Origin of the sequence: Acinetobacter sp. A47, assembly GCF_000805455.1 — a bacterium.
In the GTDB taxonomy this organism is placed as follows: domain Bacteria; phylum Pseudomonadota; class Gammaproteobacteria; order Pseudomonadales; family Moraxellaceae; genus Acinetobacter.
Window position 1 is genome coordinate 41074 of the sequence record NZ_JSUS01000016.1, and the last position, 22471, is coordinate 63544.

General features: G+C 44.1%; 21 protein-coding genes and 1 pseudogene. 10 read left to right on the forward strand and 12 right to left on the reverse strand.

What is annotated here, in order from left to right:
• Nucleotides 1–190: 190 nt before the first annotated feature.
• The 6 genes from OC23_RS05275 to OC23_RS05300 all read right to left on the reverse strand — a co-directional run bounded on the left by OC23_RS05275 (nucleotide 191) and on the right by OC23_RS05300 (nucleotide 6988).
• Nucleotides 191–967, reverse strand: coding sequence for a GNAT family N-acetyltransferase (locus tag OC23_RS05275; RefSeq protein ID WP_038343324.1), 777 nt, complete (start codon nucleotides 965–967; stop codon nucleotides 191–193).
• Nucleotides 968–1091: 124 nt separating this feature from the next.
• A complete protein-coding gene (argB, locus tag OC23_RS05280; protein ID WP_038343325.1) occupies nucleotides 1092–1991 on the reverse strand; it encodes an acetylglutamate kinase in 900 nt (299 codons plus the stop codon).
• Between the two features lie 13 nt (nucleotides 1992–2004).
• Nucleotides 2005–3426: a phosphomannomutase/phosphoglucomutase gene (locus OC23_RS05285; RefSeq protein ID WP_038343328.1), complete on the reverse strand. Its 1422-nt coding sequence runs from the start codon at nucleotides 3424–3426 to the stop codon at nucleotides 2005–2007.
• Between the two features lie 193 nt (nucleotides 3427–3619).
• Nucleotides 3620–4072 (reverse strand): dUTP diphosphatase, encoded by a 453-nt coding sequence (gene dut, locus OC23_RS05290; RefSeq protein WP_038343330.1) that lies wholly within the window; start codon nucleotides 4070–4072, stop codon nucleotides 3620–3622.
• A gap of 23 nt (nucleotides 4073–4095) precedes the next feature.
• Nucleotides 4096–6135, reverse strand: coding sequence for a DNA helicase Rep (gene rep / locus OC23_RS05295; protein ID WP_038343332.1), 2040 nt, complete (start codon nucleotides 6133–6135; stop codon nucleotides 4096–4098).
• A 199-nt stretch (nucleotides 6136–6334) separates the two neighbouring features.
• A complete protein-coding gene (locus OC23_RS05300; protein WP_038343333.1) occupies nucleotides 6335–6988 on the reverse strand; it encodes an OmpA family protein in 654 nt (217 codons plus the stop codon).
• A gap of 379 nt (nucleotides 6989–7367) precedes the next feature.
• On the opposite strand from OC23_RS05300, the gene OC23_RS05305 reads away from it, so the two are divergent.
• The 7 genes from OC23_RS05305 (at nucleotide 7368) to OC23_RS05335 (ending at nucleotide 12522) form a co-directional block, all read left to right on the forward strand.
• Nucleotides 7368–8303, forward strand: a complete 936-nt coding sequence (locus OC23_RS05305; protein ID WP_038343336.1) for an acyltransferase — start codon at nucleotides 7368–7370, stop codon at nucleotides 8301–8303.
• Between the two features lie 6 nt (nucleotides 8304–8309).
• Entirely contained in the window at nucleotides 8310–9368 is a 1059-nt protein-coding gene (locus OC23_RS05310) for a hypothetical protein (RefSeq protein ID WP_038343337.1), read from the forward strand.
• Nucleotides 9369–9485: 117 nt separating this feature from the next.
• Nucleotides 9486–10205, forward strand: coding sequence for a septum site-determining protein MinC (gene minC / locus OC23_RS05315; RefSeq protein WP_038343339.1), 720 nt, complete (start codon nucleotides 9486–9488; stop codon nucleotides 10203–10205).
• A 65-nt stretch (nucleotides 10206–10270) separates the two neighbouring features.
• Nucleotides 10271–11083, forward strand: coding sequence for a septum site-determining protein MinD (minD, locus tag OC23_RS05320; RefSeq protein ID WP_038343342.1), 813 nt, complete (start codon nucleotides 10271–10273; stop codon nucleotides 11081–11083).
• 2 nt (nucleotides 11084–11085) lie between these two features.
• Nucleotides 11086–11358 (forward strand): cell division topological specificity factor MinE, encoded by a 273-nt coding sequence (gene minE, locus OC23_RS05325; RefSeq protein ID WP_004655180.1) that lies wholly within the window; start codon nucleotides 11086–11088, stop codon nucleotides 11356–11358.
• A 187-nt stretch (nucleotides 11359–11545) separates the two neighbouring features.
• A complete protein-coding gene (locus tag OC23_RS05330; RefSeq protein ID WP_038343343.1) occupies nucleotides 11546–11833 on the forward strand; it encodes a PA4642 family protein in 288 nt (95 codons plus the stop codon).
• 284 nt (nucleotides 11834–12117) lie between these two features.
• On the forward strand, nucleotides 12118–12522 hold the full coding sequence (locus OC23_RS05335; protein WP_038343344.1) for a hypothetical protein: 405 nt from the start codon (nucleotides 12118–12120) through the stop codon (nucleotides 12520–12522).
• 90 nt (nucleotides 12523–12612) lie between these two features.
• Here OC23_RS05335 and rhtC read toward each other — a convergent pair whose 3' ends face one another.
• Nucleotides 12613–13230, reverse strand: a complete 618-nt coding sequence (gene rhtC / locus OC23_RS05340; protein WP_038343345.1) for a threonine export protein RhtC — start codon at nucleotides 13228–13230, stop codon at nucleotides 12613–12615.
• A 128-nt stretch (nucleotides 13231–13358) separates the two neighbouring features.
• Nucleotides 13359–16430: a DNA translocase FtsK gene (locus tag OC23_RS05345; protein ID WP_038343346.1), complete on the reverse strand. Its 3072-nt coding sequence runs from the start codon at nucleotides 16428–16430 to the stop codon at nucleotides 13359–13361.
• Between the two features lie 253 nt (nucleotides 16431–16683).
• On the opposite strand from OC23_RS05345, the gene trxB reads away from it, so the two are divergent.
• From trxB to OC23_RS05360, 3 genes are all read left to right on the forward strand, one after another.
• Nucleotides 16684–17634 carry a thioredoxin-disulfide reductase gene (trxB, locus tag OC23_RS05350; RefSeq protein ID WP_038343347.1) on the forward strand — a complete coding sequence of 317 codons (951 nt, stop codon included), beginning with the start codon at nucleotides 16684–16686 and terminating at the stop codon, nucleotides 17632–17634.
• Nucleotides 17635–17781: 147 nt separating this feature from the next.
• Nucleotides 17782–18513, forward strand: coding sequence for a leucyl/phenylalanyl-tRNA--protein transferase (aat, locus tag OC23_RS05355; protein WP_038343348.1), 732 nt, complete (start codon nucleotides 17782–17784; stop codon nucleotides 18511–18513).
• A 28-nt stretch (nucleotides 18514–18541) separates the two neighbouring features.
• Nucleotides 18542–19357: an arginyltransferase gene (locus OC23_RS05360; RefSeq protein ID WP_038343351.1), complete on the forward strand. Its 816-nt coding sequence runs from the start codon at nucleotides 18542–18544 to the stop codon at nucleotides 19355–19357.
• A 189-nt stretch (nucleotides 19358–19546) separates the two neighbouring features.
• On the opposite strand, the gene rimI is transcribed toward OC23_RS05360, so the two are convergent.
• From rimI to OC23_RS18700, 4 genes and pseudogenes are all read right to left on the reverse strand, one after another.
• Complete coding sequence (gene rimI / locus OC23_RS05365) at nucleotides 19547–20005, reverse strand: ribosomal protein S18-alanine N-acetyltransferase (protein WP_201773432.1); 459 nt, start codon at nucleotides 20003–20005, stop codon at nucleotides 19547–19549.
• Nucleotides 20006–20098: 93 nt separating this feature from the next.
• Nucleotides 20099–20983, reverse strand: coding sequence for a metal-dependent hydrolase (locus OC23_RS05370; protein WP_038343354.1), 885 nt, complete (start codon nucleotides 20981–20983; stop codon nucleotides 20099–20101).
• A 207-nt stretch (nucleotides 20984–21190) separates the two neighbouring features.
• Nucleotides 21191–22072 carry a metal-dependent hydrolase gene (locus OC23_RS05375; protein WP_038343355.1) on the reverse strand — a complete coding sequence of 294 codons (882 nt, stop codon included), beginning with the start codon at nucleotides 22070–22072 and terminating at the stop codon, nucleotides 21191–21193.
• A 272-nt stretch (nucleotides 22073–22344) separates the two neighbouring features.
• A pseudogene (locus tag OC23_RS18700) lies at nucleotides 22345–22471 on the reverse strand (elongation factor Tu); the annotation flags it as partial.

Genomic DNA, 22471 nt, shown 5'->3' on the forward strand with positions numbered 1-22471 from the left:
TTTAAAACTTACAAACATCTCTGCCTATTGTGCATGAGGTTGAGATCGCTTGTAAATCTGAATATGTGCGCACTATTCGACTAGGAATGATAAGCCCCTGCCCATGCCTCCGGCATACAACAGACAATGGCTTGAAAGGACCGGTATCAGGTCTACAATCAAATGACCTGAACCTCGGCACGGCATCCTGTTAACGCTGTACCATTTTGTTCATGACAAAAGACATGGCAATCTTATTGACTTCTAAAAATACGAAATAATCCAGACATTTAAAGTCTTCATCATAAAATGCCTGCTTTGACAGCCTGGACTGCATGCCCAAATAGGTCTGGAACAATTTTGGCATCCGTTCATCTTGCGGAAAACTATAATCCGGACGCTCAGGTTCAAAGAGACGTTTTGAACGTATATCAATACTCTGCTGTTCACCCAGTTGTTGAATCTGGCGATGGGTATAATAGGCACGTGCCAGATTGTCTTCCAGATGAATACTGACACAGCCCATCAGATATTTGGCACGCATTGACCATAACACTTTAGGCACCAGATTCAGCCATAGCATGGAAAGCGCCTTACCAGAGCGAAACTGTGGATGAACACAGGTCCGGCCAATTTCCACAACATTAGGTAAATGTGACAGATGCGGAACAAGTTCAAATTCCTGAGCACTATAGCTCTGCCCGATTTCATGGCCCTGAAATAATTTTAACCGGGTATAGGCCACAATTTCACCAGTCCATTTTTCACGTAAAACGGCATGTTCACAGCCAAAATCATACAGGTCCTGATCCAGACCGTCTTCAAAATGTAAACCAAACTGGTGACTAAATTGTGTTGCTCTAAAACGCTGTACATCTTGTAATTCTTTTAAATTATCGACCCATTCAAAGCGGAACTGGCTTTGCGCTGGCTTATGGCGTAAAGGTAAAGTCAATGTCTGGCGATATTGATTTAATTTTTCTAGCATAATGAAAGCTCCTTATGGCTAAATTTACCTTAAAGCGCTTAAATGACATCCAGATGACCAAAACATGAACAACAGATGACGAAAAAAACAGGCCCGTTTAGGGCCTGTTTCTGAATCGGTAAAATTAATGCTTCACACGATTGGTAATGAGCGTCCCGACGCCATGATCGGTAAAGATTTCCAGCAGACTTGCATGCGGTACACGGCCATCCACAATGTGTGCACTTACCACACCACCTTTTACCGCATCCAGTGCACAGCCAACTTTCGGAATCATGCCACCATAAATCACACCGGTTTCAATCAGACGATCGACTTCTTGCGTGGTCAGGCCGGTTAATAGCTGTTTGTTTTCATCCAGCACACCTGAGATATTGGTTAACAGGATCAGTTTTTCTGCACCGAGTGCTTCTGCAACCTTGCCTGCGACCAGATCGGCATTGATATTATAGGTATTGCCTTCTTCATCTACTCCAAGCGGTGCAATCACTGGAATAAAATCACTTTGGGTAAACATTTCCAGCACATCAGTTTTCACACCGGTGACTTCACCCACCATCCCCAGATCAATTTGCGAAACCGAACCATCTGCTTCGTGTTTTTCCATCAACAACTTACGCGCACGCAGCAAATTGCCATCTTTACCGGTTAAACCGATGGCACGACCGCCATGCTTGTTAATCAGGTTCACAATCGATTTATTGACGCTACCGCCCAACACCATCTCGACCACTTCCATCGTGGCCTGATCAGTCACACGCATGCCATCAATGCGGTCAGATTCCTGTCCCAGACGTTTTAATAATGAGTCAACCTGCGGGCCCCCGCCATGTACAACTACAGGATTTAACCCCACGGTTTTTAACAGTACGATGTCACGGGCAAATGAACTTTCCAGCTCAGGATCAGTCATCGCATTACCACCATATTTGACGACCAACGTTTTTCCTGAAAATCGCTGGATATACGGCAAAGCTTCAATCAAAATTTTTGCTTTATCAATGCCGATATGCTCATGTGGCATGCCTTTCTCCTTATTAAGCCTGTGCAAGTTCTTGTGCAATTAGTGGATACTGATCCTGTAGCATGGAAACAAATTTCTGGCGAATATCGATTAAACGTTCAGGGTTATCTGCATCAAAACGAACGGTAAAATATTCGCCGGTATTCGATGCTCGAATAATGCCAAAACCATCATCAAAATCAAGTCTTACCCCATCTATTTTACTTAGACGGGCGCCTAAACGCTGACTCAGGATTTCAATAGCGCCTAAAACCTGTTGCGGATTGGCATCATGCGTGCCGATATAGGTGTCTTCTGTACAATAACGTTCAGGATAAATACTCAATAATTCAGACAAGCTTTTTGCTGTTGATCGTGTGAGGTATTCCATCACCCGCAAAGCCGCATACAGGCCGTCATCATAGCCATACCCGCGTCCGTCGTTAAAGACATAATGACCTGCATACTCGCCACCGAACACCGCCTGCCCTTGTGAACGGGATAAATAGGCCCGCAGGAAACTGCTGCCCGTCCGGATCATTTTGGCCTGCCCGGCAAGCTGCTGAACCGTATCTGCCACCATGCGCGAGCATTTCACATCAAATACAATCTCTTTTTGCGGATGCTGCTGTAAACACATTTGTGCAAATAGGGACAGTAACCGGTCAGGGCTGATAATATTTGCCTGTTCATCCAGCAATACCACACGGTCGCCATCACCATCCAGAGCAATCCCAAGGTCGGCCTGGCCCGTCACAATAGCAAGCTGTAACTGCCTTAAATGCGCCGCATGAGATGGGTCAGGAGCATGATCCGGGAAATCTCCATTGGCTTCGCAACGTAAAGCGATGACCTCACAGCCTAGCTTTTCCAGCACCTGTTTTGCACAACGGCCTGCCGAGCCATGCAGGCCATCCAGGGCAACTTTTAATGGTCGTTGCAGCTGAATATCATCCAGCACTGCCTGCTGATACTGTAAACAATACTGAGAAACGATCTGATGAGAGCCAAGCTCGGAGAAAAAACTGTTCTTGAAGGTCGGGAGTGCAATCTGGGCTAGCTGACCAACCGCCTGAATGGCTTCAGGGCTGGGAGGTTCCCCTTTTACAATCCATTTGATCCCGTTATCTGACTTTGGATTATGGCTTGCTGTGACCATAATGCCATTACCGCCAAAATCACGGGCAATATAATACATCATCGGCGTTGAGCAACAGCCGATCTGGGTAACCTGAAAACCTTGCTGTTGAAAAACCTGTTGAATAATCTCAGCATAATAAGGACTGGTTAATCGTGCATCATAACCAATAACAACCTGATTTTGTCCAGCATTTTTATACTGTAAAGCAAGGGCATGGGCAATTGAACATATAATGTCTGGCGTGAGATTTGAAAGTTTTCCGCGAATATCATAGGCGCGAAAAATATTCAAAGGAAAAGTTTGTTGTATATTCACAGCAAGCCCCTATTTTTATAATCATTCGATTATGCAAAAAATGGCAAAATTATTAAGTAATTAATTAACCCTTGTTCAGAAAAATTAAAATAATTAATCATTTGCTTTGTAATATAATTTTAATCAACAATCAATATAAGAAATGCAACGCTTTTAGCAAAGCATTGCATTTTCAATCGGTAACGTTCTAAATCTATTGCTGACCGGTATGTCCAAAACCACCAGCACCACGCTCGGTTGCGACAAACTCGTTTACCTGTTCAAACTCGGCCTGTACTACCGGCACCAGAACATATTGCGCCAGACGCTCGCCCGGCTCTAAACGGAAGGTATTTTGTCCACGATTCCAGACCGACACCATCAATTCACCTTGATAGTCCGAGTCAATCAGACCGACCAGATTCCCCAGCACAATCCCGTGTTTATGGCCCAGACCTGAACGCGGCAAGATCAGGCCAGCAAAATTTGGATCTTCAATGTAGATCGCCAATCCGGTTTTTACCAACACTGTTTCACCGGGTGCAATCTCGATTGCACTGTCTAGACATGCACGCAGGTCTAAACCTGCCGAACCGGTGGTTGCATAAGAAGGCAAAGCCCACTCTTGACCTAAACGCGTATCTAATACTTTAACCTGGACTTTCATTACAACTTCCTACTTACAAATTCTTAACGTTTTAACAATGCTTTCAGGTTAGCAAGGTATTGCTGTGCCTGCTCTTTCGGGTCAACATTTGGCGCCAGTTTCTTCTTGCGGCCATGCCATTCCAGATCATCTTGCGGCATTTCGTCCAGAAAGCGGCTTGGGGTCATCTGACGCATTTGGCCGCCATTCTTGCGCTGTTCCGCCAGTGTCAAAGTCAAGCCCTGACGCGCGCGGGTAATGCCGACATACATCAAACGGCGCTCTTCCTCGATGGTTTCCGATGCAATCGAGTTTTTATGTGGCAACAGCTCTTCTTCCAGACCAATCATGTACACATAAGGGAACTCCAGCCCCTTTGCAGCATGCAGGGTCAACAGGTTGACTTTATCGGTATCCTCTTCTTCCTGCTGCTGCTCAAGCATGTCCAGCAGCACCAGTTTACGGATCACGCTTTCAATATTTTTTTCATCCACGTCATCGGTACGGTTCAGAAGGTTCTGAATACTGCTATACAGACTTTCGATGCTGTCGAGCTTGGTTTTTTCCTGAGCAGGTGTAGATGCCTGTTCACGGATATAATCGATATAACCGGCTTCATTGATCATTTGGCGAACCTTTGGCATCGGCTCATCATCATCAAGCAATTCACGGGTAAAGGTCGCGATAAAGTCGGCAAACTCATGTAATTGTGTTGCCGCTTTCTTTGGTAATACCATGCTTAAACGCTGGTCAGACGAAGCTGTCAGCAACGACAAGGTATTTTCCTGGGCAAACAAACCCAGCTTCTCGAGAGTGACAGGCCCGATGGCACGTTTTGGCGTATTGATGATACGCAAGAATGCACTGTCATCTTCCGGGTTAATGATGAGACGTAAGTAGCTCATCACATCCTTAATTTCGGCGCGCGCGAAGAAAGACTGGCCACCTGATAATTTATAGGGAATCTGCATCTGACGCAGTTGGGTTTCAATCACACGTGCCTGAAAGTTACCGCGATATAACACCGCATAGTCTTTCCAGTTTTTACCATTCATCAGCTTGTGGGTGATCAGGTCTTTTACAACGCGCTCTGCTTCATCATCATCATTTAAACAGGTGATCACACGAATGGTTTCGCCATGCCCTTTATCACTCCACAGTTTCTTGTCAAAAATATGCGGATTATTTTCAATTACGGCATTGGCTGCTTTTAGAATACGACTGGTGGAACGATAGTTCTGCTCAAGTTTAATGACTTTAAGATTATGAAAGTCATCTTTCAACAAGGCCATGTTTTCCGGTTTGGCGCCCCGCCAAGCATAAATCGACTGGTCATCATCCCCTACCGCAGTAAACTGCCCCAGCACACCCACCAACAGTTTCACCAAGGTATATTGCGCCGTGTTGGTATCCTGATATTCATCGACCAGCAAATAACGGACACGGTTCTGCCATTTATCACGAACTTCTGCATTTTCCTGAAGCAAACGTGTCGGCATAACAATCAGGTCATCAAAATCAACCGCGTTATAAGCCCGCAAGTTGCGCTCATATAGCTGGTACAAATGCGCCAGTTGAACATCTTCAGCAGTTTCACAAGTTGAATGGGCCTGCTCCGGGACCACCAGATCGTTCTTCCAGTCCGAGATTTTCTTCATGGCCTTGGCAATCAGCTCTTTGCTTTCAGCCCCGGACATATTGTCACGCTGCATCAAATCCATCAGGATCCGTTTACAGTCATCTGCATCAAGAATCGAGAAGTTCGGTTTAAGCGGTAGATGTTTCAGCTCTACCCGGAGCAAGTTCAGGCCAAAGGTATGGAAGGTTGAAACCGAGAGGCCTTTGGCTTCTTCACGGGACAGAAGCTTGCCTACACGTTCTTTCATTTCGCGCGCGGCTTTATTGGTAAAGGTCATCGCGGTAATACGATATGCCGGAATCCCGCACTGCTGTACCAGAAAGGCAATTTTCTGGGTAATCACCGAAGTTTTACCCGAACCTGCACCTGCAAGTACCAACAAAGGCCCCTGAACATACTTCATGGCTTCAAGTTGCTTGTCATTAAGTTGACTGGCAGATGACATTGGTTATTCCTCTCTCGTTTCCGAGCCTGATTTTTCGAGCACAATTATAGACATCTCTGTTTTAGAAACCCAATAGTAAATCTCGGGATATGTATAAATTATGATGCCTTAATCGACCTGATGCGCCACGGCTTGTCGCCTGACCAAAGCGACAATAAAAAAACCACCCGAAGGTGGTTTTTTGAGAAATCAGTATAAATTACTGTTTTGCATAAATGCTGATTTCTACACGACGGTTTTGCTCTTTACCAGCAGCAGTCGCGTTAGATGCGATCGGGTTAGAAGAACCATAACCTTGTGCATCAATACGGCTAGACGCTACGCCTTGACCAGCCAGGTAATTCTTCACTGATTGTGCACGTGCTTGAGATAACGGGATATTGATTGAATCATTACCTGTATTGTCTGTATAACCAGTTACAAGGATCGCACTTCGGTTATCTTCAGCCAGTGTTTGCGCTACTTTGTTTAAAGTACCGTAGAAGTTAGGCTTGATGTTTGACTTGTTGGTATCAAAAGTAATGCTACCCGGCATGATTAACTGTACAGAACCATCTGGATTACGGCCAACTTCTACACCAGTACCAGCCATTTGCTCACGTAATTTTTTCTCTTTATTGTCGAGATATAAACCACCAGCAGCACCAAGCACAGCACCGATTGCCGCAGCACGGTTGTTTTGTTTACTTGTATTTGCGTTACCTTTAGATACGCCATAACCTGCTGCTGCACCAATTAATGCACCTAGAGCAGATTTGTCATATTCTACGCCACCGATGTTATTACCAGTCGTTTGGCAACCAGAAAGTACCAATCCAGCCCCTACGAGTGTTGAAATTACTAATGCACGCATTGCGTAGCTCCTGTCTATGTATTTTGTTGTCTGGACAAATAATGAATGAGAAAACAGGCCTAGACCATTGATATTTTGTTAATAATAAACACTTTATTTGTATTTTTGTAATATTTTGATGCATTTTGCTTGAATACAGCACCACAATTTCTTCATGGTTATGCTTTTCACACTATTATTTCTTTATGTGAATAACATCACACAATTAACCTTTCACCACCCCAATCCCCCAAAACGGAATTTATCGGAAAAAAGTGCAGTTAAGCTGTGTAAATATATAAAAATTGTCAAGATCTGAAAATAGACAGTTGTATTTCAACATCTGTTGTTTATAGTTGGGACATCTCTTTTTCAAACAGCTGCACTCAAGGCTCGATTTATGTCTAATGCCAATAAAAAAGCGTCCTTATTGCAAAAAGTCAGTAAAGGATTAACAGTTAGTTCCGTCATTACAGGAAGTACCTTTTTGCATGGGCCTCCAGTACTGGCACTGGGCCTGACAAAATTATTTAAAAAATCAGCAAAAGTCGATGAAACCAATATACAGATCACCAATAGCTGGCTAGGCGTCAACAACTGGTTAATTGATCACGTGCTGCCAGACCTGCACTGGGACATCACAATCGATGAGAGTCTTGATCTGAATTTGCAGGGCCGATATATGATGATCTGTAATCATCAAAGCTGGGTCGATACCACAGTCAATCAATATTTTGGCCTAACCCGTATGCCACTGACCCGTTTCTTTACCAAATGGGAACTCATTTTTATTCCATTTGTCGGGCAGGCATTTAAAATCCTCGGTTTCCCGATGATGAAACGCCACACCAAAGAGCAGATCGCGAAAAATCCGGAACTCAAGTCACGCGATATGCTGGAAGCACGTAAAGCCTGTGAACAGCTCCTGAGCCAGCCCTTTACCCTGCTCAATTATTTGGAAGGTACTCGCTTTACAGCAGAAAAGCATGCCGCACAGCAATCCCCTTATCAGAACCTGCTTAAACCTAAAGCAGGCGGTCTGGCCTTGGCGCTGAATATCCTGGGTGACCAGATTGATGCCCTTGTAGATATGACCATTGTCTATCCGGACGGGGCGCCGGGTTATGGTGATTTCTGGCTGGGTGATGTGTCTCGTATCGCGGTAGATTTACGTAAAATAGATATTCCGGACTGGGTACCAGGTGGTAACTATGAAGACGATCCGGTTTATCGGGAACGTTTCCAGAAATGGGTAGACCAGATCTGGACTGAAAAAGACCAGCTGATCAGCCAGATGAAATCCAGATACCAACCCTCACTTCAAAAGGAATCATAGTAAGACATGACCCAGCAGGACTCAGGAAAAAACTCTAAATATAACGATGTCAACCCGAACAGCAAATTCTTTAAGCTGTTTCTGGTCTATGACATTTTTATGGTCTTTATTATTGTTTTTAACCTGTTCTGCCTAGGCATGAACTTTTTCCTGATGAGCAATATCGGGAGCTGGTTTTTCAATACCATCCAACTCCCGTCTGTGCTGGAATATTACCGGACGTACCTGCATCCTTGGGTGATCACCACTGAAGCCTGGTTCATTATCTTTTTAATTGTAGAGCTGGTCATTCGCTGGTTTTTGTCAATTGTGCAAAAACATCATGCACGCTGGTGGTTCTTTCCTTTTGTTCACTGGTATGAAATTCTGGCAATCATTCCATATTTCCGCTTCTTGCGCCTGTTCCGTGCCGGCATCATTGCTTATCGCTTATATGAGCTGGGCTATAAAGTGGTACCGGACGGAATTCGTATTAAAGCGGTCTTTTACTACCGCGTGGTCATGGAAGAATTATCAGATCGTGTAGTGATTACCGTCATTGATGGTATTCGTCATGAGTTGCAAACCAGTTCACATCATAAAAAAATTATACATGATCTGGTCGATCACCACCGTCAGCTGTTTACCGTTACGCTTGCGTCCATGTTGCAGGAATCTCTGGCAACCGCGCTGCAACAGCAACAGCCTTTGATTACCCAAAAAGTCGGTACCATTGTCAATCAGGCAATTGAAGATACACCTGAACTCACGCAACTGCTGCGTCTGATTCCCATTGTTGGGGGAAGGATTGAACAGCAGATTCAAAGTATTGGACAGCGTCTCGGGGAAAATATCAGTGCCGGTTTGATTGAACCCTTTACGGCCGGTTCGGTTCAAAGACCCAATGAGAACTATCAATATATTGCCGATCAGGTCAGCCGGTTAAATATTGACAATCAATACCTGGAAGAACTGGTGGAGTCTGTCGTATTTGAGAGCCTTGAAGCCATACGCAAACAGGTCAAGGTCAAGCAATGGCAGCAAACTTTGCAAGAATATGATCAATTGGATAAAAAAGCAGAATGATTACAAGAAAAATTACCAATCAAGCTAGAGAATTCGTGTAATTTGTTCTAGCATTTGCTTTTATTTACAACTGCTTTAACACATATAGAGCGCTTAAAAAGCCCTGAAGGATAAATTATGGCTGATATACGGATTACGGGCAGAATGGTGAATTTTAGTCGTCTGACTTTCGACACAAATGACCATAATGCAATCCGACAGCAACTGACGTCGACAATGAGTGAAGGTTCTTATATTGGAACCCTGGTCATTATTGACAGTACCGTAGAACAGGAATTGATTGCCTTAATTCAGCTTCTTATCGATATCGGATTACAACCGATGGCGGTGATTGATGGCATTTTGGGCGATGAAGCACGTGCCATCCAGTTCCCTGTCCTGCCGGCAGACCAGCCCTTGCAGCGTATTAAAGCCACAAAAGAACAGGTGGTTGAGCACGCACCAGCCAAGGCAGCCGATCATTCTGCAATACAAACACCACAAAAAAACACATCGAATGCTTATATCACCTCGTATCATGATGAAATTTTGCGTACAGGCCAATGTCTGGTGCAAGATCAGGGCGATATCATTTTAAATGCAGGCATGAATAGTGGATCGGAAGTCATTGCGTCTGGAAACATTCACATTTATGGTAATGCTCGTGGTAGAGTCATTGCAGGTGCAGGTGGGCAAGCTGCAGCTCGTATTTTCTGCCATTCACTGGAAGCAGAATTAATTTCGATTGCTGGAACCTATTGTGTAGCGGATGATATTCCAAAAGATATGATCAAAAAGCCTGTGCATATTTATTTAAATAACAAGCAAGAACTTGAATTTGAGGCCTTGCAGTTTTAATTTATCTCATTAAACACCAAAAAAGCCCTTTTAGGGGCGTATGACCATAAATAGGAGTGGATTCGGTGGCCAAAATTGTTGTCGTAACGTCAGGCAAAGGTGGTGTAGGTAAAACTACAACAAGTGCATCTTTTGCAACAGGTTTAGCCCTACGTGGTCATAAGACTGTTGTGATCGATTTCGATGTGGGTTTACGTAATCTTGATTTGATCATGGGCTGCGAACGCCGTGTAGTTTATGACTTTGTCAATGTCATCAATAATGAAGCTCGCTTACAACAAGCACTCATCCGTGATAAAGATATTGAAAACTTATATATTCTCCCAGCGTCACAAACCCGCGATAAAGATGCGTTGAGTGATGAAGGTGTTGCACGTGTGATCGACGAACTCTCTCAAGAGTTTGATTATATTATCTGTGACTCACCTGCCGGCATTGAACGCGGTGCAATTTTAGCAATGTATCACGCTGATGAAGCCATCATTGTGACCAACCCTGAAATTTCATCTGTACGTGACTCAGATCGTATTATTGGTATGCTAGACAGCAAAACCAAGAAAGTTGAACAAAACGAAGGTCGTATCCGTAAGCATTTATGTATCACCCGTTTCAATCCGGAACGTGCTGATAAACAGGAAATGCTGACCATCGACGATATTTCTAAAGACATTTTGCGTGTGCCGACTTTAGGTGTGATTCCTGAGTGTCCAAGCGTGCTTCAAGCATCAAACGAAGGTAAGCCAGTGATTCTGTATTCAGATCAAAAAGCTGGTCAGGCTTATGATGACTTGGTGGCTCGCTTCCTTGGCGAAGACCGTCCTTATCGACACATTGCAGTACAGCCAAAAGGTTGGTTAGCTAGACTATTTGGAGCGTAATTATGGCAGGATTCTGGAGTAAACTTTTCAGCAGTGATGAAAAACCATCAAGTGCACAAACTGCCAAAGATCGTTTAAAAGTTATTGTTGCATCTGAACAAGGCCTGGGCCGTCGCCTGGGTCAAGACAAAATCGACCAGATGAAAAAAGAAATCATGCAGGTCGTCAGTCGTTATGTTCGTGGAGTGGATGAACAGCACATTCAAATGCAGGTTCGTTCAGAAGCCAATATCGAAATGTTAGAAATGAATATCAATTTACCTGAAGATCGATAGAAGTTTTTTCATTAGCGATTTTTTATAAATAAGGGCAAAATACGTCGCAGAATTTGAAAAGTATGACTTTTCTTTTCCCTCTTTCACGTGAAGCCAGACTTCGGGTTGTGTGACAGGGAAAAGCGATACTTTTCTGATCCTGCCTCATATTTTGCCTTTATTATTTTATAAGACTGAGGAGATTGTCATGGCATTATCACAGCCAGCAACTTTCAATGAAGAATGGTCGGATGAGCGTGTATTTGCCTACCTTAACCAGCTTCCTCCAACTGGCGTAAATGCTGACTTTCATGTGCTCTATCATGCATTTAAACATATGCGTCCAAACGACTACGAGCGTTTGATCATCAAGTTTCTGGCAGATGGCCGCGATCTGAATGCCACCAATCCGGAAGGACAGCGCATTCATGAGGTAATTGCACAGTTTCCTCGCCAAAAAGCAGGCTTTCTGGAAGTGCTGGCGAAATTTGCCTGATCAATCTCCGGTATAAAACCACATCACTTATGCATTTCCTGTTTGGGAAACAAGTATGTGGTTTTGATAAAAAATACGAATATATTTTGGTGCTTTGAGCTTGGTCATCCAGCCTCAGCCCGTTTATCTTTGAACCAGCCACTTTTCCAAAAATGACAGAACCTACCCTCAATATAATTGAAAATAATACCACTGCCCCTCATTTAGCCGACCTGAAAATCATTAGTCTAAGAAAGTTTATTTTTTTATCTCTCATTTCTTTCGGCCTATACTAAATTTGGTGGATGTTTAAGGCATGGCGTTTTTTTGCAATTAAAGATCACCTCAATATCATGCCGGCGCTCCGTGCCATTTTTTTCATATTCTTTTTATATTCACTGTTTAACAGAATTCAGCGTTATGCCGGGGAACAAGGGTATGCCCAGCGTTTTTCTACAGGCTGGATGTATATCGGCTATCTATTTTTTGCAGTTATTGTAGCTAACCTGCCAGATCCTTACTGGCTCATCTCCTCACTGAGCTTTATATTCCTGATCCGGGCATTTGTCGCACTAAATTATGCAAAAACGCATACCAATGCTTTCAGCATCATACTTCAGGAAAAATTCAATCTCGCTCAAGTCATGGTCATCATATTCGGGAGCATCTTCTGGTTACTACTTTTGATTGGATTTTTTATGCAAATTTAACCTGTATCGGGCTATAAAGAAGCACCCTTCAAATTAGCTTAAGTGTCTAACTTTCGGGGTGCGCTTCAAGATACTGGCTTTTTAGAACGATTAGCGGCTTCCAATCAGGTAAATCCCCAGCAAGGTAAACAAACCGCCAGAAACGCCATCAATCCATTTTGCAAAGTTCTGGTAAGCAGTACGGAAGGTTGGCAGTGAGAATACAAATGCAACCAGTACAAACCACAATACCGTTTCAACCGATACAATGATAAATAATAAAGAATGATGCTGGTCAAATAGAGGATTGGCCAAAAACAAGGAGAAGACACTGCCAAAGTAGATAATGGCTTTAGGATTGGAAAGGTTGGTGAGCAATCCTTTCATAAAAAACAGATAAGGTGACCGGGGTAAAGTAATTGGATTGAGGTCTTGTTTATTTTTAGAAAAGGCAGAACGGAGCATCTGGAAACCCAGCCAACATAAATATAGTCCACCCGCGATCAGTAACCCCTGTTTAAGCCATGTCATTTTTTCAAAGATGATGTTCAGTCCCATCAATGCCAGCAATGACCACGACATTGCCCCAAGACAAATCCCCAGAACCACCAGAAGCGCTTCTTTGCGGGAGCGGCTAATCGCGGTTTGCGAAACCAGGAAAAAGTCTGGTCCGGGTGTAATCAGTGCACAGAAATGAATAAAAATGAGTGTACTTAATGCAACGAACACGACTCACCTCAAGGTTGAGATTTGAAAAGTTTAGCTTAAATAAAAAACGTGATTTTTACCATATAAAAATACAGAACTATAAAGCAGAAAAGCCTCTAATATAGAGGCTTTTCAGTGGAAGATTCTCCTTAAACGAGAATATCACGCTTGCCATTTGCCCCCATGGAACTGACAATACCGTTCTCTTCCATCTGGTCAATAATCCGTGCAGCACGGTTATAACCGAGACTGAATTTACGCTGTAAAGATGACGTAGAGGCTTTACGCGTTTCCAGAACAAAAGAAACACATTGGTCATAAAGCGCGTCACGGCTTGGATCACCATCACCCTCTTCAAAACCACGCGATGCAGGTTCTTCATCAAACGGCGTGAGGATCTCATCGACATAATCCGGTTCACCACGCTCACGCCAAGCATCACAAATACGGTTCACCTCATCATCACTGATGAATGCTCCATGCACACGCTCAGGCTCGATTTTACCCGGTCCAAGGAACAGCATATCACCATGACCAAGCAGGTCTTCTGCACCGCCAGCATCCAGAATGGTACGGGAATCGATCTTGCTGTTGACACGTAATGCCACACGTGTCGGGATGTTGGCCTTGATCAGACCGGTAATGACATCCACAGAAGGTCGTTGTGTGGCAAGTAACAGATGAATACCTGCCGCACGGGATTTTTGTGCCAGACGGGTAATCATTTCTTCCGCCTTTTTACCGACCTGCATAATCATGTCGGCAAACTCGTCGGCAACGATCACAATCGAAGGTAACGGGGTTAAACGCGGTGCACGTTCTTGTGTGGCAGAGTCTCCCGGCTTCCATGTCGGATCGATCAGGTCTTCGCCATTGGCAATCGCCTCTTCGACTTTGCGGTTATAATCGCTGAGCTTACGGATTTTCAGGAAAGACATCAGTTTATAACGGCGTTCCATTTCATTGACACACCAGTTCAACGCACTGACTGCATCTTTCATGTCAGTTACTACTGGCGTCAACAGGTGAGGAATATCGTTATAGTTGGCCAGTTCAAGCTGTTTTGGGTCAATCAGAATCAAGCGTAACTGATCTGGCGTATATTTCAGCAACATCGATAAGATCATCGAGTTCACTGCGACCGATTTACCTGAACCAGTGGTCCCTGCAACCAGCATATGCGGTGCTTTACCAAGGTCAGTAATGACTGGATTACCTGAAATGTCTTTACCCATCGCCATAGAGAGCAAACCCGCAGGGTCTTCAAAAGCTGGCGTTTTCAATAACTCAATCAAGCGAACCATTTCACGGGTACTGTTTGGTACTTCAATCCCGATATACGGCTTACCTGGAATAACCTCAACCACACGTACCGAAGCCATCGACATTGAACGTGCCAGATCGCGCGAGATATTAGTGACTTTAGAGGCTTTTACACCCGGAGCCAGATCCAGTTCAAAACGTGTCACCACCGGGCCAGGCTGCGCTTCCACCACTTGCGCCTTGACATTAAATTCTTGCAACTTGATCTCTAGCAGCTCAGAAAGACGCGATAACTGCTCGGCAGTGAAGTTTACTTTTTTATTCGGATCAACTTCATCCAGCAATTCCAGTCCAGGTAAGGTTGGTAAATCACGGCGTTTTTGTGCCACCTGCATGGCGCGCGACATTGGACGACCAAATGCATCGGTCAGTGGTGCATCCAGATCAAAGTCATCTTCAATATCAAAGTCCGGTTCAGGTTCAGCTTTACCAGCCGTTTCTTGCCAGGCCTCGATGAAAGCTTCTTTTGACAAGGTTTCTTTCGGTGCGGCCTTCACTTCAATCGGTGCTTTTACAAAAGCGGATGACTGGGCATAACTGGTGGCGCGTGGAGCAGCAGGTTCACGCTCTTCCTCAACCAGAAGATCATTAAATTCATCAATCTCTTCTGCAACAGAGTAAGTCTTGTCCTCTGGCCCAGTATGGTGCACAGGCGGCGTGTGAGTCTGGGCAACGTTGACCTGATTCGATTCACTGATCAGGGCTTCAATATCAGCTTCAAACTCGTTTTCCTGTACAGCTGGTGTATGCGTGTCCTGAGTAAAAGGCGTATGCACATCTGTAGCCGTTTTACCATTTGGTACGGCCGCCAGTAACTCATCAAAAATCTGGTCATCATTCCAGTCCAGATTGTCCGGATTGGCTCTTTGCATGACAGCTTCAGCCGCAGCAGGTGAAAGCGGAGTCGTCTGGACAGCGTCATCAGCAGCACGTAATAAGGCATCAATTTCCTGTTTATGACTTGCATCATCACGTTGTAATGCGCGCCACACCTCGCCTGTTTTGACTAAACGCTGACTTTCGGTTTCAAGCTGATATGCACGTTGCAGGGTTTCTTCAAAATCTTCATCCTGCACCACAGCTGGCTGTGGTTGCTGGCCTTGCTGCTCTTTGGCAACAACATCTGCAAATAACTTTTCAGCCATCAACTGATGATGGGAATCATCAATCTTGACCAGTTTGGCCTGTACCTGCCCGGTTCTAGGTTCTTCTACTTCAGGCGCAGGATCAGCAGGTTCAGATGCTTGAGTTGCCTTCTTCTGCACGGCCGGTGTTTCTGCTGCTGCCAACTGCTCGGTTAAATCATAGGCCGATTCGTTTTGCGGTACATTTTTATAAAACAGGTCTTGCAAATAGGCCGGGGTATTTTTCAAAGTGGCCCAGGTCTTGTTCCATTGAATTCCAAAAGCCAGTGTCAGCAACAAAATACTGAAAGCCAGTAAAAACAGGCTCGCCCCATAAATCGTCAACAATTGGGACAGGCTTCCTCCCAGTTCATAACCGATGATTCCGCCAGCGGCATTGTCCAGGGTATCTGCAGGCATATTCCAGTGTAAATACAGCAGGCTTGAAACCGAAAGAATCAGGAAAAACTGGGCAGCATAACGAAATGGGCGATTTAAAAAGCTCCTCGGCCACCAGACCTGAATTGCTTCTACAAACAGGAACAGTGGAATAAGCAGGCTGGCCCAGCCCAGAAATCCAAAGAGTAAATCTGCGATCCAGGCACCTGCCACACCACTTGCATTTGAAACCTGCTGGGTATCACTGGAAATATGCATCCACCCTGGATCAAACGGTGTATAAGTTACTGTGGCAAGAAATAAATAAATGCCAAAGGAAATCAAAAATAATGTCATTAAAAAGCGTTGTGCATAAACACTTGACACCGCAGTCATATACAGTCCTGTAACCCGATTCGTTATTTGTTGGTATCTTTTAAGGTTTAACCTGCCTTAAAGCAATACGTTTTATATTATGCACTCGTTCTTACAAAAAAGATGCACGATTATTTACTGTTGTTGTTAACATTCTGCACGGATATAGCTCAATTCGATTGAGTTAATCAATATTATCCGGATCGATTTACTCCACTCCCCTCTCGATTCACGTATAATTTTAGCAGTTTCAATATAAAAAGGATGTTCTTTAATGAGCGCTCGCCACTCACGGTTAATTATTCTGGGTTCTGGTCCTGCAGGTTATAGTGCAGCAGTCTATGCAGCACGTGCCAACCTCAAGCCGACACTCATTGCAGGTCTGCAACTCGGTGGTCAATTAACAACGACAACCGAAGTTGATAACTGGCCAGGTGATCCAGAAGGCTTGACCGGTCCTGTACTGATGGAACGCATGCAAGCCCATGCGGAACGTTTTGGTACCGAAATTGTCTATGATCATATCAATGAAGTTGATCTTAAGACCCGTCCATTTGTGCTTAAAGGCGATATGGAAGAATACACCTGCGACGCGCTCATTATTGCAACCGGTGCAACCGCACAATATTTAGGCCTTGAATCTGAAGCAGCGTTTATGGGTCAGGGCGTAAGTGCATGTGCAACCTGTGATGGTTTCTTCTATAAAAACCAGAATGTAATGGTTGTCGGTGGTGGTAATACCGCAGTTGAAGAAGCACTTTATCTTTCAAATATCGCAGCGCATGTCACCCTGGTGCACCGTCGTGATAGCTTACGTTCTGAAAAAATCCTGCAAGATCACCTTTTTGCCAAAGAAAAGGAAGGCAAAATCAGCATTATCTGGAACCATCAGGTCGATGAGGTTCTAGGTGACAACACTGGTGTTACCGCTGTACGCATCAAGTCAACCCAGGATGCAAGCACTCAGGACGTTCAGGTTCAAGGCCTGTTTGTTGCCATCGGACACAAGCCAAATACCGGCATGTTTGAAGGCCAGCTCAATTTACGTGATGGCTATATTCAGGTACATAGCGGGACCGCTGGCAATGCAACAGCAACTTCAGTTGAAGGTGTATTTGCTGCAGGTGACGTGGCAGATAGCATTTATCGCCAGGCCATTACTTCAGCAGGTTCAGGCTGTATGGCCGCCCTTGATGCAGAGAAATATCTCGATAACCTGAACTAATCTGCCTCTAAACAAACCACCAGCCAGCTGGTGGTTTTTTAATTCCGGACCAGTATCCAAATTTCTGCCGAACAGGATACGGCTCCATGATTGCCATTCGCGCTCAGTTCAGTTAGTTTAGAATCATTCTTATTTACCTGATTGGCTATGCAAGTACTCCCACCTTCATCCTACATTTTCCCAGATCCTGTTCAGGCCGACCCGGAAGGTCATGGCTTTATCTGTATTGGTGCAGATCTTAGTCCATCGACCTTATTTGAAGCCTATACCCATGGACTGTTTCCGTGGTTTAATGAAGATGAGCCGATTTGCTGGTGGAGTCCTGAACCGCGCTGTATTATTGAACCGCAGCACTACAAGCCAAGTAAGTCACTGATTCGGAACATGAAAAAACACGATTACCGGATCACGGTAAACCGTGCTTTTGAAGAGGTGATTCGTTCCTGCTCATTACCACGCAGTTATGCCAATGAGACCTGGATCAGTGAAGACATTATTCAAGGCTATTGTGACTTATTCAATGCCGGCTATGCCTATAGTGTTGAAGTCTGGCAGGAAGAAAAACTGGTGGGTGGTTTGTATGGCGTCAGTATCGGCAAAGGCTGTTTTGGTGAATCCATGTTTAGTACGGAAACCGATGTTTCCAAGATGGCTTTTTACACCCTGATGCTGATTGGACGGGACAATCAGCTGCCCTGGATCGATTGCCAGCTGGTCAATGACCATCTGCTTAGTCTCGGTGCGAGTACACTTTCTCGCCAAGCCTATCTAAAATCGTTACAAGATGTAATTATTGCCCCCTCCATCAATTGGAAAAGTTATCAAGAACGTGTATTTTCAAGTAAAACAATAGCAGTTTTTGGCACATTAGACGGTTAACGGATTACCACCTTGGAGGGACAGATTAATGAAATCATACCAACCCAAGTCCCTTTTAAATGACTTACAGTATTATATTACGCCGCCGCATGATTGCAGTTATCTGGATAATAAATCTGCGCGGATGGTATTTTTAGACCCGATTCACCGTATTGACGTGGTGACATTATCCGAACTGTCTCGCGTCGGTTTCCGCCGTAGCGGTGATTTTGTTTATCGCCCTGAATGTCATTTATGCCGACAATGTTTATCCTGCCGTGTTCCGGTACAAGAATTTAAAATGAACAGCAGCCAGAAAAAGGCCTGGAAACGCAATCAGGATTTACAAATGAGTATTTTGCCAACGTCGCAAGCTACTCAGCAACATTATGACCTGTATGAACGATATATCAATGAGCGTCATGCCGATGGAGATATGTACCCTGCCAGTCTGGACCAGTTTGAAAAATTTCTGGTACATAGCTGTACGGAAAGCTTCTTTATCGAACTCTGGAAAGAACAGAAACTGATTGGTGTATCTACTTGCGACCTGATGGACGACGGGCTGTCAGCGGTTTACACCTTCTTCGATCCGGATGAGCAACGCCGTTCCCTTGGGGTATTTGCAATCCTGAAACAGATAGAATATGTGCGTAACTTAAACTTGGATTATCTCTATCTGGGGTATTGGGTACCTCACTCTTCAAAAATGAATTATAAGTCCCAGTATACTCCCCTCGAATTATTACTCGATGGACAGTGGCGCAGACTGAATCGTCCGCTTGCAGACAATGAAATCCAGCAGTTAGGTCATTCACTGATGAGTACACTGCCTTCCGAGTGGAATAATTTAATTATCAAATAATCTAAATCTGGTCATTTACCGGCTGTTTATATATTTGGGTGTAACTCGGCAAGCGAAAGCAATTTTCGCTTTAGCTGCGTGCCAGACAGGGAGGGTATTCTAAAATGGAATGAGGAACCTGAATGGCCCCGTACCACAAATACTTTTAATATTTAAAAAATGTCTGAATCAAATTTAAATGACATAAATTTACTGAAATAACGCAGCAAAATCATCTGTGCATGTCTTGACCATAATCACGGCATGCTCTCTGCTACCATCCGGATTGGGATAATAGTTTTTACGCACATCAATTTGATGAAAACCGGTTTTTTCATAGAGACGGATTGCTGCAGCATTACTTTCACGCACTTCTAAAAAAATCTGGATCGGATTGTTGTTTAACTGCTGAATAGAACTATCTAGCAAGATATACCCCAGCCCCTTACCCTGCTGTTCAGGATGAATCGCCATCAGTAATAAATTGGCTTCATCGAGTACAGGCTGCAAAATACAGAAACCCACCACCTGACTAGCCTGTTCATATACCATACATTGATACGAAGCTAAAGATACCTGAAACTGTTGCTTGCTCCATGGATGGGTCTGTACCAGACGCTCAATGGCGACTACACTTTCCAGATCACTCTCCTGCATCAATCGAATCACAAGCTATTACTCTATAAAATCCTGATGCAGATTATCGTCAATTTCAGCTGAAAATTGAATAAAAAAATGGGCAGTTTTTACTGCCCGTTGGAGTTAACTGAGATTAAAACCCAATTCAGCCCGCCATTTATTTAAGAGTTCAGTCGTATCGGCATCATTAGGATGAAACTTCGGCCTTAGGAAAGAAAGCAAGGTCGGAATCTGCCGGGTCATGAACCCCTTATAGCCATACATAAACTTCAGCATGTAGCGGGTATCACGCCAGGTCAGCTTACCGTCTACCTGAAGTAGTTTTGCTGTGAAATAAGATTGAGTAATGAAGATCAGGCCCATCGCGATGACCAGAGCCAGAGCGCGCATAAAATAAGCCTTGGCACCCTGTCCATACATGGACTGATAGACATCAAAAGCCACGGCTTTATGCTCATTTTCCTCAACGGCATGCCACATCCATAAATGATACATGGTCTCATCCATAAACATGGCCTGAATATCAGGATTACTCAACAGCTCTTCTGCAATGGTCGAGGTAAAGTGCTCTAAGGCACAGGTACCGGTCAAACTGATCATCTCTTTGGTAAAACCCAGAGGTTTCAAGATTTTAGAGGTAAGACCAATGGTACGATTGATCAAACGGCCCGTTTGCTGTTCCATCTCACGAACATTGTATCCATAAGCCTGAGCCGCGGCATTAAAAGCCAGATGCTCTTTGGAATGCATCGCTTCCTGACCAATAAAGGCACTGATTTCTTTTTGTAGGCGTGGATCGGCCAGCTTGGGATCGTGACGAACCGCACGGGTACTGTTGACAAAAAACTGCTCACCTTCCGGGAATAATGCTGAAAGCGCAGTCATAAAATGCGTCAAGGCAGCATCACCATTTGCCCAGTAACGTGGCACTTGCCCAAATTCAAAATCCATTCGGCGTACAGGGAAACTGGCGCCAGCGCGGTTTGAAATATTTACTTTAGCATTCATACCCTTCTCTCCTGTGCGTAAATTCTTTTGATAAATTTTGTTGATAGTTCTTTTATACGCCCTTTCTAGTGCCATAAATAAGTGCAGATAAGGTCAGAAAAGCATCATCTTAGGACATGTCATCCGGTAGCAAAAACAAAAGCTTAAAAAAGCAAAAAGGACAATTTAAATTGTCCTTTGCAATACACTCAGGTGCAGATTGAGATATTAAAACCCAAGTTTGGCCTTCCAGTCTTTTAACAACTGTACCGTATCCAGATCATTAGGATGAAAGCCCGGTTTAAAATAAGCCAGCATCTCACCTGCCATACCGGTAATAATCCCTTTTGATGGGCTATAACCATATTTATAAATCATTGCCAGCTCTTTGAAGTTCAGCTTCTTGTCCTGTTGTAACAGGCGTAAAGTAAAATAAGACTGCAAAATAAAGATCAAGGCCATCGCAAATACCAGCGCGGTCGTGCGTAAGCTATAAGCCTTGATCCCCTTACCGAAAACCGCTTCATACACATCATAAGCAACGGCTTTATGCTCGTTTTCTTCCACCGCATGCCAGAACCACATATAGGACATCGTGTCATCGGTCATTAAGTCCTGAATATGCGGGTTACGTAATAATTCCGAAGCGATAGTGGCAGTAAAGTGCTCCAGTGCCGTCGTCGCTGTGAGATTGACCATTTCCCTGCTCATGCCAAACGGCTTGACCACTTTGGAAAAGTTACGCAGTGCAAACTCGATATAGCGTCCTGTAATGCGTTCTAAAGTTCTTACATCATGGCCATATTTCTGTGCAGAGGCATTAAAGTTGACATGCTCTTGAGTATGCATGGCTTCCTGGCCAATAAAGGCACTGATTTCTTTTTGGAGTTCTTGATTGTCCTTGATCGGCGGATAATAACGAACGGCACGTACCGCATCAATAAATAATTTCTCGCCATCAGGAAACAGCGCAGATAAAGCTGTCATAAAATGAGTCAAGCCAGCCGAACCATTCATCCAGTATTCCGGTACCTGATCAAATTCAAAATTCATTCGTCGAACTGGAAAGCTTGCACCCGCACGATTTGAAATATTTACTTTAGCATTCATGCTGACAACTCCTTTTCAGTGAAACATTCCACTGAGCACTTATGTTTGTTTCTTGAGCTTTATATTACGTTTTTATACAAATCAAATAAGTGCAGTTTAGGACAGCAAGCTATCAGTTTAGGACATGAGGAGGAAATTTTAATTCAGTATTAAAATTTTCGACGCAAGAGAAAATCAAATTCAGTATTAAATTTTCGATACAAGAAACAAATACACAAACCACAAGCATAAAAAAACACCCCAAAGGGGTGTTTTTTTATCACTCTAGGCGATTATGCAGTTACTTTAGCAACAACACCAGCACCTACAGTACGACCACCTTCACGGATCGCAAAACGTAGACCTGGGTCCATTGCGATCGGGTGGATCAATTCTACTGACATTTCTACGTTGTCACCA